This is a genomic window from Streptomyces sp. NPDC091209, from assembly GCF_044757755.1.
Lineage (GTDB): Bacteria > Actinomycetota > Actinomycetes > Streptomycetales > Streptomycetaceae > Streptomyces.
In genome coordinates this window covers 88790-103738 of record NZ_JBIVVR010000019.1, presented here as the reverse complement: position 1 = coordinate 103738, position 14949 = coordinate 88790, and the positions used below count along the sequence as shown (strand labels likewise).

The window sequence follows — 14949 nt, the reverse complement described above, 5'->3', positions numbered from 1 at the left end:
GGCCGTCATCCGGGCCTCCGGCGCCGTGCCATCATCAAGCTTCGATCGACCAGTGAAGTCCGAGTTGGGAGGGCGCGTGGCGATGGAGGCCGGCCCTCGCGACACTGCACGAGGCACTGAGTACGGTGCTGATCCGGACGGAGTTCGTCTGAGCATCGATCCGGACGCCGATCCCGGCGTCGAGCCGGAGCTGGGCGGAGGGCGGCTGAGCTCCGACGGCCCCGAGGACACCCCCGGCGGGGTGATCGCCGACGGCCCCGAGCCCGGCGCGATGTCCCCGGAGCCCGAGGTCGAGGTCGAGCTGCGCCCACAGCGTCTGCTGCGCATCTGGCAGCTCGCGCCCATCGTGGCGCTGGCCACGACGGGCTCCCTGATGTTCGCCTTCCCGCTCGCCTTCGAGTTCGGTGACGGCGGTGCCGTGGTCGCCATGCTCGGGCTGCTGATCTGCCTGTGCGCCGCGGGCTGGGGCATGATGGCCGCCCGCCGGGTCGGCTACGCGCTGCCCGGCCTCCCGCCGCGCGGCTCCGGTCGACGCGCCGACTGGCGGGTGGTGATCGCGTACGTCGTGATCGTCGCCGCGGTGGCCGTACTCGCCGTGGGCCGCGTCGCCCGACTGCGCTGAGGCCGCGGGCCCGGTCCACCAGGACACGGGCCCGATCCGGGCCCCTGCCGCAGCGCCTCGGTCCGGCGTCGACGCGAAGGTCCAGCCAAGCCGGGTCCCACGCGGACGCGAGTGACCTGCCGACCCGAGTCCGGGGCGCACCTGAGTGTCCTCCCGGTCCCCGCCCCGTGCCGACCGGACTGTCGTACCGACGCCGTACGATCGAGGAATGAGCACGCGGATCGCCTTCCTCAAGGGGCACGGGACCGAGAACGACTTCGTGATCATCCCGGACCCGGAGAACGTCATCGACCTGCCTCCCGCCGCCGTCGCCGCCCTGTGCGACCGCCGCGCGGGGATCGGCGGCGACGGTCTGCTGCACGTCGTGCGGTCGGCCGAGCACCCCGAGGCCAAGCACATGGCGGCCGAGGCGGAGTGGTTCATGGACTACCGCAACGGCGACGGCTCGGTCGCCGAGATGTGCGGCAACGGAGTGCGTGTGTTCGCGCACTACCTCCACCGCGCCGGATATGTGGCCGAAGGTGACACCGCGGTCGCCACGCGCGGAGGCGTGAAGCCCGTGCACATCGCCAAGGACGGAGACGTCACCGTCGGCATGGGCAAGGCCCTGCTCCCCGAAGGAGCCGTCACGGTGAGCGTCGGCGAGCGGAGCTGGCCCGCGCGCAACGTGAACATGGGCAACCCGCACGCCGTCGCCTTCGTGGACGACCTCGCGCACGCCGGCAGCCTGTTCAGCCCGCCGCCGTTCACCCCGGCGTCGGTGTATCCGGACGGGGTCAACGTCGAGTTCGTGGTCGACCGGGGGCCACGCCATGTCGCCCTGCGGGTCCATGAGCGCGGCTCCGGCGAGACCCGCTCCTGCGGCACGGGCGCGTGTGCCGTGGCCGTCGCCGCGGCCCGCCGTGACAACGCCGACCCCGCCGTGACCGGTTCACCGGCGACGTACACCGTCGACGTGCCCGGCGGTCGTCTGGTGATCACTGAGCGCGCGGACGGCGAGATCGAGATGACGGGCCCCGCGGTCATCGTCGCCGAGGGCGAGATCGACGCCGACTGGCTGGACGCCACGCTGCGCTGACCCACGCCACCGGGGACCGGCGCGTGGTCGACGCCGCCGCACGGACGCGGGGCCGCCCGCACCGGTTCGATGCCGTGCGGCGGCGCTGGTGGCGCTGGCGGCACTCGTCGGACGTCGTACGTCCATGCCGTCTCTTCCGAGAGTTCGAAACCGTAAACCCAAAAACCTTCGCTCGAATGGGTGATCCGTTTCACGCTCGGCGAGAGGCGGTCAACCGGGCGTGGTGGGGTCGGTAGCATCAAGCACCGGCCCGGACGGGGGATCGACACCATCCCCTGAGCCGAGTACGCCATGGGGCACCCGTCCGCCGGTCTTACGCAGCCGGAGGTGCCCATGAGTGCGGAGGCGACGAATCCCGCGACGCCAGGCCCTGCAACGCCCACCCCCCAGCGCTCGGCCGCGCTGGAGCCGGGCCTGCCCCCGGCGCACCGCAAGAAGCCGCGGCCCCGGATCGACCTGCGCCGGCTGGGGCGGGCCGCACTGCTCGGGCCCGCGACCCGCGACCGGCTGCCGGACGCGATCGGGCATGTGGCCGAGGCGCACCGCGCCCACCATCCCGACGCCAAGCTGGAGCCCCTGCGCCGGGCCTACGTGCTCGCGGAGTCCTCGCACCGGGGACAGATGCGCAAGAGCGGCGAGCCGTACATCACGCACCCGCTCGCCGTGACCCTGATCCTGGCCGAACTTGGCGCCGAGACAACGACGTTGACCGCCTCCCTGCTCCACGACACCGTCGAGGACACGGAAGTGACGCTCGATCAGGTGCGTGCGGAGTTCGGCGACGAGGTCTGCTATCTGGTCGACGGCGTCACCAAGTTGGAGAAGGTCGACTACGGCGCCGCCGCCGAACCGGAGACCTTCCGGAAGATGCTCGTGGCGACGGGCAACGACGTCCGGGTGATGTCGATCAAACTCGCGGACCGGCTGCACAACATGCGGACCCTCGGTGTCATGCGCCCCGAGAAGCAGGCGCGCATCGCGAAAGTGACCCGGGACGTGCTGATCCCGCTCGCCGAGCGCCTCGGCGTGCAGGCGCTCAAGACCGAACTGGAAGACCTCGTCTTCGCGATCCTGCACCCCGAGGAGTACGCGCACACCCGGGAGCTCATCTCCGAGAACGCGAACCGCGACGGCGACCCCCTCGCGGAGATCTCGGAGGAGGTACGCGTGGTCCTGCGCGACGCCGGGATCCAGGCCGAAGTCCTCATAAGGCCACGGCACTTCGTTTCCGTGCACCGGGTGTCGCGCAAGCGCGGCCCGATGCGCGGCGCCGACTTCGGACGTCTCCTGGTGCTCGTGAACGAGGACGCCGACTGCTACGGCGTCCTCGGCGAACTGCACACCTGTCTCACCCCGGTGGTGTCGGAGTTCAAGGACTTCATCGCCGTTCCCAAGTTCAACCTGTACCAGTCGCTGCACACGGCCGTCACTCGTGGAGACGGCCAGGTCGCCGAAGTCCTCATCCGTACGCACCAGATGCACAAGGTCGCCGAGGCCGGCGTCATCGCGCTCGGCAATCCGTACGCGCCGCCATCGGAGGAACAGCCCGACGGCGGCGCCGAACGCCCCTTCGACGGCGAACGCGCGGACCCCACCCGCCCCGGCTGGCTCTCCCGGCTGCTCGACTGGCAGCAGGGCGCCCCGGACCCGGACACGTTCTGGTCGACGCTCCGCGAAGACCTCGCCCAGGACCGCGAGATCACCGTCTTCCGCGCCGACGGAGGCTCGTTGGGGCTTCCGGAGGGCGCCAGTTGCGTCGACGCGGCCTACGCACAGTACGGCGAGGACGCGCACGCCTGCATCGGCGCCCGCGTCAACGGCCGTCTGGCGACGCTGAGTACGGTCCTGAAGGACGGGGACACCGTTCAGCTCCTCATGGGTCAGGACCCCGCCTCCGAGCCGTCCAGGGAGTGGCTGGAGCACGCGCACACGGCCGCCGCGCGGATCGCCATCCAGCGCTGGATGGCCACGCACCCCGCGCCCTGTGCCGAGGAGGCGTCAAGAACCTCCGCCACGGGCCCCAGGCCGCCCGCCGAGGCTCCGGCGCGTCCCGCCGAGACACAGGTCGCCCGCCCCGCCAGCGCCGTCGCCGACCCGCCCGGCGCGTCCGTCCGCATGGCCGGCTGCTGTACGCCCGTACCGCCCGACGAGGTGACCGGCTTCGCCGTCCGCGGGGGAGTGGTCACCGTGCACCGCGTGGAGTGCGCCGGAGCGGCGCGCATGAAGAGCGCGGGGCGCCCGGAGGTCGGGGTGCGCTGGGGGGACACCACCGAGTGCCGCGTCACCCTGGTCGCCGAGTCGTTCGGACGCCCGCATCTGCTCGCCGACCTGACCGAAGCCATCGCGGCGGAGGGCGTCGCCATCGTCTCCGCGACGGTCGAACCGCCGAGCCAGCAGCGGGTGCGTCACACCTACACGCTCCAACTCCCGGACGCGGCCCGCCTCCAGGGCCTCATGCGCGCCATGCGCAACGTGCCCGGCGTGTACGACGTGAGCCGCGCCCAGCATCCGGCGACGGCAGCCCAGTAGACACGGTCCAGCCCGGCCCGGAACGCGGCCGATCACAGCCCGGTGGACGCCCCGACCCAAGCGTCCCGCCGGACCGGCCCGACCCAAACCTGCTGGACCGGGGCCGGAGCGCCGCCGGACACGGGCACGGCAGTCAGCAGGCGCCGGTCGAGCGCGGCCCGGAGGGCAGTCGGACGCAGCTCGTTGGACTGGCCCGAACCAAACCTGCTGGACCGGGACCGGAGCCCTGCCGGACACGGGCACGGCAGCCAGCAGGCGCCGGGCGAGCGCGGCCCGGACGGCAGTCGGACGCAGCTCGTTGGACTGGCCCGAACCAAACCTGGACCGGGGCCGGAGCGCCGCCGGACGCGGGCACGGCAGTCAGCAGGCGCTGGGCGAGCGCGGCGGACGGCGGTCGAGCACAGCCCGCTGGACCGGCTGACCCAAGCCTCGCTGGACCGGGACCCGAGCCCCGCCGGACACAGGCGACGGCAGGCCGGTGGGACCGGGCGTCCGACGTCGTCTGTCGCGCTGGCCCCAACGAGTCTCCGGACCGACCCGTTCGGGTGGGCCGGGCGCGAGTCGGCAGCGCGGGACCGGCGAGCGCTGGTAGCGGTGGTCCATGCCGCTCAACCCCACCCCCACGCCCGCACGCCCGAGGAGCCGCCGCGTCACGGCGGCCCTGCTCGCCTCGGCCGTCTCCGTCTGCCTGATCGCCGCGAGCGCCCCCGACCCGGCCGTGCCCCTGGGGGTCGGTGACCGCCTCTTCCCCACCCTCGGCAACCCCGGGTACGACGTCGAGTCGTACGACCTCGACTTCACCTACACCGGCAGCAACGACAAGCCGCTCACGGCCGTCACCACGATCGACGCCCTCACCACCGCCCCGCTCGACCGGGTCAACCTCGACTTCGCGCACGGAACGGTGCGATCGGTCGAGGTCGACGGAGCCCCGGCCGACTTCGTGAAGGCGGGCGACGACCTGGTGGTGACTCCGGCCGAGCCGCTGCCCGCGGGGAGTCCGCTGCACATCACCGTGCGGCACACCAGCGATCCGGTCAGCGCGAAGGGCCAGGACGGCGGCTGGGTACGGACCGAGGACGGGCTCGCTATGGCCGACCAGGCCGATGCCGCGCACCTGGTCTTCCCGTGCAACGACCACCCCTCCGACAAGGCGATGTTCACCGTTCACGTCACGGCCCCCGCCGCGTACACGGTCGTCGCCAACGGTCTGCCCGAGGGCGTCCACCGGACTCGCCGGGCCACGACCTGGACGTATCGGACCGAGCACCCCATGGCCACGGAGCTGACCCAGGTGTCCATCGGCCGCTCCGCCGTACTGCACCGGGAGGGGCCGCACGGACTGCCCGTACGGGATGTGATCCCCAGGGGCGACCGCGCGGCGCTCGAACCGTGGCTCCGCAAGACCCCCGCCCAGATCGCCTGGATGGAGAGCAAGGTCGGGCGGTACCCCTTCGAGACCTACGGGCTGCTGATGGCCCAGGCGCAGACGGGCTTCGAGCTGGAGACACAGACGCTGTCGCTCTTCGAGAAGGAGCTCTTCACCGAACCCGCCTACCCGAAGTGGTACGTCGACTCGATCATGGTGCACGAGTTGTCGCACCAGTGGTTCGGCGACAGTGTCAGTCCCCGTACCTGGTCCGACGTATGGCTCAACGAAGGACACGCCACCTGGTACGAGGAGCTGTACGCCGAGGAGAAGGCGAACAAGCCCATGGAGAAGCGGATGAAGGCGGCCTACCGGCTGTCCGACTCCTGGCGCGCCACCGGCGGGCCGCCCGCGAGGCCCAAGGGTCCCCAGCCCGGCCACAAGATCAGTATCTTCCGCCCGAACGTCTACGACGGCGCGGCCCTGGCCCTGTACGCGCTGCGCCAGGAGATCGGACGCCCGGCCTTCGAGCGCCTGGAGCGCACATGGGTGGGCGTCAACCGCGACGGTGTGGCCTCGACGGCCGACTTCGTGGACCTCGCCTCCGCCGTCGCCGCGCGCGATCTGAGCGGGTTCTTCAAGGCGTGGCTGTACGACGCGAAGACACCGCCGATGCCGGGGCACCCGGACTGGAAGAGCGACGCCCCGAAGGCACGCAAGGGCGCGTGAGGGATCGGCCCCCGCGGGCCCCTGGACGAAGGGGACCGGGCACGCGGCGGCACCCGCGGGAGCGACGCCCGCGGGTGCCCGGCCGGCCCCGATAAGTCGCGTGACCGGACGGGCCGCGCCGTGCGACCATCACCGAGCCGGCGGCACGGCCCCCTTCGGAGGGTTGGCCCGGCCGGAACCGGGAATCTCCCGGTGGCCTCGGGCGTTGTTCCCTTTGACGGACGACTCTCGTCGGCCCGCGGCTCTCCCCACCTACGTAAGGATCCAATGACCTCCTCTTCTTCCCCTTCCCAGGACGCGCAGACCCCCGCGCAGAACTACCCCGAAGGTCTTCGGGCCGATGCCCTGATGGAAGAGGACGTCGCCTGGAGCCACGAGATCGACGGAGACCGGGACGGCGAGCAGTACGAACGTTCCGAGCGCGCGGCGCTGCGGCGTGTGGCGGGCCTCTCCACCGAACTCGAGGACGTCACCGAGGTCGAGTACCGACAGCTCCGCCTGGAGCGCGTCGTCCTCGTCGGTGTCTGGACCTCGGGCACCATCCGGGACGCCGACAACTCGCTGGCCGAGCTGGCCGCGCTCGCGGAGACCGCGGGAGCGCTCGTGCTCGACGGCGTGGTCCAGCGCCGTGACAAGCCCGACGCGGCCACGTACATCGGTTCCGGCAAGGCCAACGAGCTCCGGGACATCGTGATCGAGACCGGCGCCGACACCGTGATCTGTGACGGTGAGCTGAGCCCGGGCCAGCTGATCCACCTCGAGGACGTCGTCAAGGTCAAGGTCATCGACCGTACGGCCCTGATCCTCGACATCTTCGCCCAGCACGCCAAGTCCCGAGAGGGCAAGGCGCAGGTCGCGCTCGCGCAGATGCAGTACATGCTGCCGAGGCTGCGCGGCTGGGGTCAGTCGCTGTCCCGTCAGATGGGCGGCGGCAAGGGCGGCGGCCTCGCCACCCGTGGTCCCGGTGAGACCAAGATCGAGACGGACCGGCGCCGTATCCGCGAGAAGATGGCGAAGATGCGCCGGGAGATCGCGGAGATGAAGACCGGCCGCGAGATCAAGCGCCAGGAGCGCCGCCGCAACAAGGTGCCCTCGGTCGCCATCGCCGGTTACACCAACGCCGGCAAGTCGTCCCTGCTCAACCGCCTCACGGGCGCGGGCGTCCTGGTCGAGAACGCGCTGTTCGCGACCCTCGACCCGACCGTGCGCCGGGCCGAGACCCCGAGCGGCCGGCTGTACACGCTGGTCGACACGGTCGGCTTCGTACGCCATCTGCCGCACCACCTGGTCGAGGCGTTCCGCTCCACCATGGAGGAGGTCGGTGACTCCGACCTGATCCTGCACGTGGTGGACGGCTCGCACCCGGCCCCCGAGGAGCAGCTCGCCGCGGTGCGCGAGGTCATCCGTGACGTCGGCGCGACCAAGGTGCCCGAGATCGTCGTGATCAACAAGGCGGACGCGGCGGACCCGCTGGTTCTCCAGCGGCTGATGCGGATGGAGACCCGCTCCATCGCGGTCTCCGCGCGTACGGGCCAGGGCATGGACGAACTGCTCGCGCTGATCGACAACGAGCTGCCGCGTCCCTCGGTCGAGATCGAGGCGCTCGTGCCGTACACGCACGGCAAGCTGGTCGCCCGCGCCCACACCGAGGGCGAGGTGCTCTCCGAGGAGCACACCGGGGAGGGCACGCTGCTCAAGCTGCGGGTCCACGAGGAGCTGGCGGCGGACCTCGCACCGTACGTCCCGGCGCCCGCGCTCCGGTAAACACCCCGGTAAGCACCCCGGTCGGCGGTTCGCCGCGCGATCGCCCCGACGCACGAAGGCCCGCCCCTGCCGAGGGGCGGGCCTTCGCCGTTGGACATGCGTGCCCACGAGCGGGCGCCGACCGTACGTTCGTGGGTGCCTACCGGCCGTCGTACTCCTTGCTCATCCGCTCGTAGAGGGCCTGGGCGCCCCTGCCGAGCTGCGGTCCCGCCAGCCAGGTGTGGCCCGCCGGGCCGATCGAGGTGTTCGAGACGAGCTCGGTCCTGCCGCCGACGACGCGGAACCAGCCGCCGCCGGACGAACCGCCGGTCATGGTGCAGCCGATGCGGTACATCGAGGGCAGGGCCGGGTTCAGCGAGAGGCGGCCCGGCTGGTCGACGCACTTGAACATGCTGAGTCCGTCGTACGGCGGCGCGGCCGGGTAGCCCCAGGCGCCCATCGTCCCGGCCTCCTGGGCCGAGGGCGCGGAGAAGTCCACGTCCAGCGCGTTGCCGACGGTCTCCTCCAGCGACTTGGCGCCGTGCTCCGGCTTCACATGCAGCACGGCGTAGTCGTACGGGGCGCCCGCGCCGCCCGTCTCGTCGCCGCCGGAGATCCACTGGTCGGAGGTCGACGCCCAGTCCGCCCACCACTGGCCGTACGGCGCGATCTCCGAGGCCGAGGCGCCACCGAGCTGCCCCGCGGACCTGCCCTGGTCGTTGTAGGACGGCACGAAGGCGATGTTGCGGTACCAGCCGCCGTTCCTGCCGGCGTGCACGCAGTGGCCCGCGGTCCACACGAGGTTGGACCTGCCGGGGTGGTTCACGTCTTTGACGACCGTGCCCGAGCAGACCATCGAGCCCTCGGGGGAGTCGAAGAAGACCTTCCCGACCGGCGCCGCGTGGTCGTGGTACGGGGTCTTCTCGGCCTGGGCCTCGACGGGAGCCGGTTCCGGGTCGCTGACGCCCTGCTCGGCCGCCGCGTCCTGCGCGGAGATCGTCTTGGCCGGGTCCTTGGCGGACTTCATCCGCTCGGGCTTCCACAGCCCGTCGATCACGGGGTTGACGAAGTCCTTGGCCTCACTGAGCCACTTGTCCTTGTCCCAGTTCTTCCAGGCGCCGTGCTTCCACTGGTCGACATCGATGCCGTGCTCTTTGAGCCTGTTCTTGATGTCGTCCGGGATCTTGATCGTGTCGTCGCCGCTCGCCGACCCCTGTGCCGCGGAGGCGGTGGACCCGCCGCTCGCCCGGCCGCCGCCGGAATCGCACGCGGTCGCGGTGAGCGCCAGGGCGGCCAAGAGGCCGGTGGCGGCGAGGACCGTACGACGCCGTCCTGAAGAACGCATGGTGGTGTACCCCCCGGTCGAAGCTCTGTCGCTGTGCTGGTCGGACCTGTCGCTCGTGCCGGTCGGGCGTGGAGCGGCTCTCCGAGGAGACCGCCCGAACGCGACACGCCACGGCGCCCGCCCTGTCGAGGACGGATCTCCCGCCCTGTCGAGGACGGATCTCCCGACCGATCGAGGACGGACGGCGGTGGGCCGGTGGCCGTTCCCGTGCCCCGTTCCACCGCCGTCCGCCCGAACCCTGTTACGTCGCTTACGTCGCCTACGTCGTGCGCGTCACCGCCCGGCGAACTTCGCGCTCACCGAGTCGTACACGCCCTTGGCCACGTCCCCCAGCCGCGGACCCGCCAGCCAGCCGAACTTGACCGGGCCGATCGAGGTGTTGGACACCAGCGCCGGCTTGCCGTCCGAGCCCGTGGCCACCCAGCCGCCGCCCGAGGAGCCGCCGGTCATCGTGCAGCCGATGCGGTACATCGTCGGGTCGGCCTGCGCGACCGACAGCCGTCCCGGCTTGTCCGTGCACTGGTACAGCTTCTGGCCGTCGAACGGCGCCGCGGCCGGGTAACCGGTCGCCGTGATGCTGGACACCTTGGGCACGGCCGGAGCGTTGAAGTTCACCGGCAGCGCCGAACCCACCGTCTCCTCAAGGGACTTGCCACCGCTGCCCTTCTCCGGCGTCACGTGCAGCACCGCGTAGTCGTACGAGGCACCCTGGCCGCCGGTGGAACCGCCCCGCTCGATCCACTGGTCCGAGGTCTGCGCCCAGTCGCTCCACCAGACGCCGTACGGAGCGACCTCCTGGCGCGGGGCGTTCTGCATCTGCGCCGCCGTCCTACCGGAGTCGTTGTACGAGGGCACGAAGGCGATGTTGCGGTACCAGCCGCCCTTCTTGCCGGCATGCACGCAGTGGCCCGCGGTCCACACCAGGTTCGACTTGCCCGGGTGCGCCGGGTCCTCGACCACCGTCGCCGAGCAGACCATCGTGCCCTCGGGGGAGTCGAAGAACACCTTGCCCGCCTCGGGCACATGGGCGTGGTAGGAGGTCTGCACGGCCCGCGCCGTCACCGGGGCCGGTTCCGGGTCGGTGACGCCCTGGTCACCCGTCAGATCGGCGTCGTCGACGCCCTTGTTCTTGTCCGGGTCGTCGGCACCGCGCATCCGGGCCGGGTCCCACAGGCCCTTGATGATCGGGTTGATGAAGTCGTCGGCCTGGCGCAGCCATTCGCGCTTGTCCCAGTTCTTCCAGGCGCCGTGCTTCCACTGGTCGACATCGATGCCGTGCTCTTTGAGCTTGTTCTTGATGTCGTCCGGGATCTGGATCTTTCCGTCACCGTCCTGGGACGCGGAGACGCTCGGCACGCTGCTCGCCGTGTCACTGCCCGAGCCGCAGGCGGTGGCCGTCAGCATGAGGGCCGCGGCGAGGCCGACGGCGGCCAGGAAAGGGGACGTTCTGCGGCGCGCGCTCCTGCCTCGACGGGCGGCGAAGGGCGGGCGTATGGATCGCATGGAGTAACTCCCCCTGAGCGTATGGGACTGTGCGGTGCGTCTGCGGGTGCCTGAGCGGTTCGTCCGGTACGACCGAACGGCATCAAAGACTATGCGGTCGCTGTGCGGGACGTCCGACGGAACGGCAACGGTTCAGCTACGGGGGGGCGCGCCCGCCGGACCTGCTGTCCTGACGGAACGTCATCAAGGGCCCACCCGTTCGACCCCGGCGAGGAACGCGGTGATGAACCGGCAAGGAACCTCGAATTCACCCGCTTCCCAACGCGTGTGACGTCGTTGGTACGTACGGGGGGCCTGCCGCCTGCGTTCGGACCCCCTGACAACTCGCCTCTGGACAGCGGGAGGACCTGAAGTCGTGGCCGTGACCGAGTCAGCGGTGGTGCCGGTGGGGGCGCCAGGGGAACCGGAAGGGGCGCGGGATGCCGGCGCCGGAGCGAGCGAGCGGGCGCGCACGGCGCACGAGGGAATTCTGCGGCGCCAGTCGGCGCGCGAATCGGCGGCACGAACCTACGCGCGCGCCCTTCCGATCGTTCCGGTGCGAGCCCGCGGCCTGACGATCGAGGGCGCCGACGGGCGCCGCTATCTCGACTGCCTCTCCGGAGCGGGGACCCTGGCCCTCGGGCACAACCATCCCGTTGTCCTGGAGGCGATCAGAAAGGTCCTCGACTCGGGGGCGCCCCTGCACGTCCTGGATCTCGCGACACCGGTCAAGGACGCCTTCACCACCGAACTGTTCCGTACGCTCCCCCCGCGGTTCGCCGAGCGCGCGCGGATCCAGTTCTGCGGACCGGCCGGGACGGACGCCGTGGAGGCCGCGTTCAAGCTGGTGCGCGCGGCCACCGGCCGCACCGGCATGCTCGCGTTCACCGGCGCCTACCACGGGATGACGGCGGGCGCCCTCGAAGCCTCCGGCGGCGCGACCGACGTACGCGTCGCGCGCCTGCCCTACCCGCAGGACTACCGCTGCCCCTTCGGCATCGGCGGCGAGCGAGGCGCCGAACTCGCCGCGCGCTGGACGGAGTCCCTCCTCGACGACACCAAGTCGGGCGTACCGGTCCCCGCCGGGATGATCTTCGAACCCGTGCAGGGCGAGGGCGGGGTCATTCCCGCTCCGGACACCTGGACGAGGCGGATGCGTGAGATCACGGCGGCCCGGTCCATCCCGCTGATCGCGGACGAGGTCCAGACGGGCGTGGGCCGGACGGGGACGTTCTGGGCGGTCGAACACAGCGGGATCACCCCGGACGTCATGGTCCTGTCCAAGGCCATCGGCGGCAGCCTGCCGCTGGCCGTCGTCGTCTACCGCGACGACCTCGACGTCTGGCAGCCCGGCGCCCACGCCGGCACCTTCCGCGGCAACCAACTGGCCATGGCCGCGGGCACCGCCACCCTGGCGTACGTACGTGAGCACGGCCTCGCCGAACGCGCGGCCACCGTCGGGGCCCGCATGCTGGATCAACTCCGGGGTCTCGCGGCGGAGTTCCCCTGTGTCGGTGACGTACGCGGCCGCGGTCTGATGATCGGCCTCGAACTCGTCGCCCCCGAGGGGCCGCCGCAGCCCACCCCCGACGGCCCCACCCCCGAGGGCCCCCGCCCCGCCGCCCCGGAACTCGCGGCCGCCGTCCAGCGGGAGTGCCTGCGACGGGGCCTGATCGTGGAACTCGGGGGCCGCCGTTCGAGCGTCGTGCGTCTCCTTCCTCCGCTGACGATCAGCGACGAACAGACGTCCGCCGTGCTCGACCGGCTGGCGGACGCGGTGAGAGCGGTGGCACAGGGGGACCGGCGGCTCGGGCGGGACGGGGCACGGGGTGCCGACGGTCCGCGATGACGGTCCGACGGCCTCGACCTGGTGCCACCTCTGCCGTCCAGGCCGGTTTTCCTTCCGCCGTCCCCACCGCCGACTCCTCGACGGCGGCCCACCCAGGAACGCCAAGAGCCCAACGAGCCCCGGTTCCGCCCCGGTTCGTCGTCGTACGAGCCCGAACGACCCGCAAGGAATTCTCGTGAACGCCACCCCCGCACCCGACAGCCCTCCCTCCCCGTACGAGCGAGCGGCCGTCGGCACACCGGTCCCGCACCTGCCCGGATCGGAGTCCGTTCCCCGGCAGATGGAAGCGGCCAGGGCGCCCGAACGGCCGCGCGGGGCCACCGTCGACCCGCTCGATCTGCTCGACCTGCTGGACCACCCCGACCCGAGGACGGCGGCGCAGGCGGCGGCGGTCGAGAACCTGCTGCGCTGCTGGGTACGGGAGAACAACCTGCCCGCCCCCGACGACGGCACCCTTCGCGTCCCCCTTCCGGCCAGCGCCGCGACCCTGCTCGTTCCCGTCCGCCACTGGTCCCCCTCCGGCTGGCACCGCTTCGGCCTCCCCCGCCTCGCCGACGCCCCCGGCCGGGCGCCGGCCGTCGACGCGGTGACGGTGGCGGCCCTCTTCGCACGGCAGACGGTCGTCGCCGCACCGGCCGTGGACACGAGCCACCCGGCGACCGCCGACCAGGGGGCGGGAGCGGCACCGGGCGACCCCGATCCCCGGAACGCGGACAACCCGGCCGGTGAGAGTGCCGACCTGGTCGGCCGCGTCGCCGACTCGGTCCGGCGCACGGCGGTGTTCATCAGGGACCGCAGGGAGCACCCCGCCGACACGGCCGACCTCTTCCTCGCCGCCGAGCAGGCACTGCTCCTCGGCCACCCGCTGCACCCGACACCGAAGGGACGCGACGGTCTCTCCGACGCGGAAGGCAGCCTCTACTCACCGGAGTTGCGCGGCTCCTTCCCCCTGCACTGGATGGCGGTCGCCCCCTCGGTGCTGGCGTCCGACTCGGCCTGGACGGAGCGCGGCCGTCCCGTGACGGCGGAGCAGCTGACCGTCCGGCTGGCCGGGCCGGGCCCGGCCCTCCCCGACGGGTACGCCGCCGTACTGCCGCTGCACCCCTGGCAGATGCGCGAAGTCCGGCATCGCCCGGAGACAGCGGCCCTGCTGGACGCCGGGCTCCTCCAGGACCTCGGTCCCCGGGGCGCCCCCTGGCACCCCACCTCCTCCGTCCGCACGGTCTACCGCTCCGGCGCTCCCGCGATGCTGAAGCTGTCGCTGGGCCTGCGCATCACCAACTCCCGTCGTGAGAACCTCCGCAAGGAGCTCCACCGCGGCGTGGAGGTGCACCGACTGCTGCGCGGCGGCCTGTTCGAGCAGTGGCAGGCCGTCCACCCGGGCTTCGACATCGTCCGCGACCCGTCCTGGCTCGCCGTCGACGGCCAGGACGGCAACCCGCTCCCCGGGCTGGACGTGATGATCCGCCACAATCCGTTCGGGCCGACGGACGACATCGGCTGCGTCGCGGGCCTGGTCTCGCCCCGTCCGTACGCCCGTCTCGGCACGCACAACCCGGCGGAGCGCGGCCCCTTCATGCGGTCCCGGCTCACCGAGACCGTCACCGGGCTCGCCGCCCGCACCGGCCGCCCGCGCGGCGCCGTCGCCACGGAGTGGTTCCTGCGCTATCTCGAACAGGTCGTACGCCCCGTGCTCTGGCTGGACAGCGAGGCGGGCATCGCTCTGGAGGCGCACCAGCAGAACACCCTGCTCCTGCTGGACGCGGAAGGCTGGCCCGCGGGCGGCCGCTACCGGGACAACCAGGGCTACTACTTCCGTGAGTCCCGGCGGGCGGAACTGGACGCCCGGCTGCCCGGCATCGGGGCGCACAGCGACACCTTCGTCCCCGACGAGGTCACCGACGAACGCTTCGCCTACTACCTCGCCATCAACAACGTGCTCGGGCTCATCGGCGCGTTCGGCTCCCAACGCCTCGCCGACGAAAGGCTGTTGATCGCCGCGTTCCGGCGCTTCCTCGCCGGCGTCGCCACGGGCCCGGCCCGGCTGCGCTCGCCGCTCCCCGCCCTGCTGCTCGACTCACCCGTCCTGCGCTGCAAGGCCAACCTGCTCACCCGGCTGCACGGCCTCGACGAACTCGTCGGCCCCGTCGACACCCAGTCCGTCTACGTCACCATCGCCAACCCCCTTCATTCCTGAGGAACA

Annotated in this window: 9 protein-coding genes; 7 read left to right on the top strand and 2 right to left on the bottom strand. The window is 72.0% G+C overall.

All coding sequences use genetic code 11. The annotated features are described in order from the left end of the window. The first annotated feature begins 82 nt into the window (after positions 1–82). The 5 genes from ACIQRL_RS37345 (at position 83) to hflX (ending at position 8091) form a co-directional block, all read left to right on the top strand. On the top strand, positions 83–622 hold the full coding sequence (locus ACIQRL_RS37345) for a hypothetical protein (protein ID WP_401340219.1): 540 nt from the start codon (positions 83–85) through the stop codon (positions 620–622). A gap of 208 nt (positions 623–830) precedes the next feature. Then, positions 831–1700: a diaminopimelate epimerase gene (gene dapF / locus ACIQRL_RS37340; RefSeq protein ID WP_401340114.1), complete on the top strand. Its 870-nt coding sequence runs from the start codon at positions 831–833 to the stop codon at positions 1698–1700. A 333-nt stretch (positions 1701–2033) separates the two neighbouring features. Then, positions 2034–4229, top strand: a complete 2196-nt coding sequence (locus tag ACIQRL_RS37335) for a RelA/SpoT family protein (RefSeq protein WP_401340112.1) — start codon at positions 2034–2036, stop codon at positions 4227–4229. 601 nt (positions 4230–4830) lie between these two features. Beyond that, positions 4831–6327 (top strand): M1 family metallopeptidase, encoded by a 1497-nt coding sequence (locus tag ACIQRL_RS37330; RefSeq protein ID WP_401340110.1) that lies wholly within the window; start codon positions 4831–4833, stop codon positions 6325–6327. A gap of 267 nt (positions 6328–6594) precedes the next feature. Continuing rightward, entirely contained in the window at positions 6595–8091 is a 1497-nt protein-coding gene (gene hflX, locus ACIQRL_RS37325) for a GTPase HflX (RefSeq protein WP_401340108.1), read from the top strand. A gap of 139 nt (positions 8092–8230) precedes the next feature. Here the strand turns inward: hflX and ACIQRL_RS37320 are convergent, their stop codons facing one another. Both ACIQRL_RS37320 and ACIQRL_RS37315 read right to left on the bottom strand, forming a co-directional pair. Then, positions 8231–9415: a trypsin-like serine peptidase gene (locus ACIQRL_RS37320; protein ID WP_401340106.1), complete on the bottom strand. Its 1185-nt coding sequence runs from the start codon at positions 9413–9415 to the stop codon at positions 8231–8233. Positions 9416–9688: 273 nt separating this feature from the next. Continuing rightward, entirely contained in the window at positions 9689–10918 is a 1230-nt protein-coding gene (locus tag ACIQRL_RS37315) for a trypsin-like serine peptidase (RefSeq protein WP_401340104.1), read from the bottom strand. A 355-nt stretch (positions 10919–11273) separates the two neighbouring features. Here ACIQRL_RS37315 and ACIQRL_RS37310 point away from each other — a divergent pair, with 355 nt between their 5' ends. Beyond that, positions 11274–12746: a diaminobutyrate--2-oxoglutarate transaminase family protein gene (locus tag ACIQRL_RS37310; protein ID WP_401340102.1), complete on the top strand. Its 1473-nt coding sequence runs from the start codon at positions 11274–11276 to the stop codon at positions 12744–12746. A 175-nt stretch (positions 12747–12921) separates the two neighbouring features. Next, positions 12922–14943 carry an IucA/IucC family protein gene (locus ACIQRL_RS37305; protein ID WP_401340100.1) on the top strand — a complete coding sequence of 674 codons (2022 nt, stop codon included), beginning with the start codon at positions 12922–12924 and terminating at the stop codon, positions 14941–14943. Positions 14944–14949 lie beyond the last annotated feature (6 nt).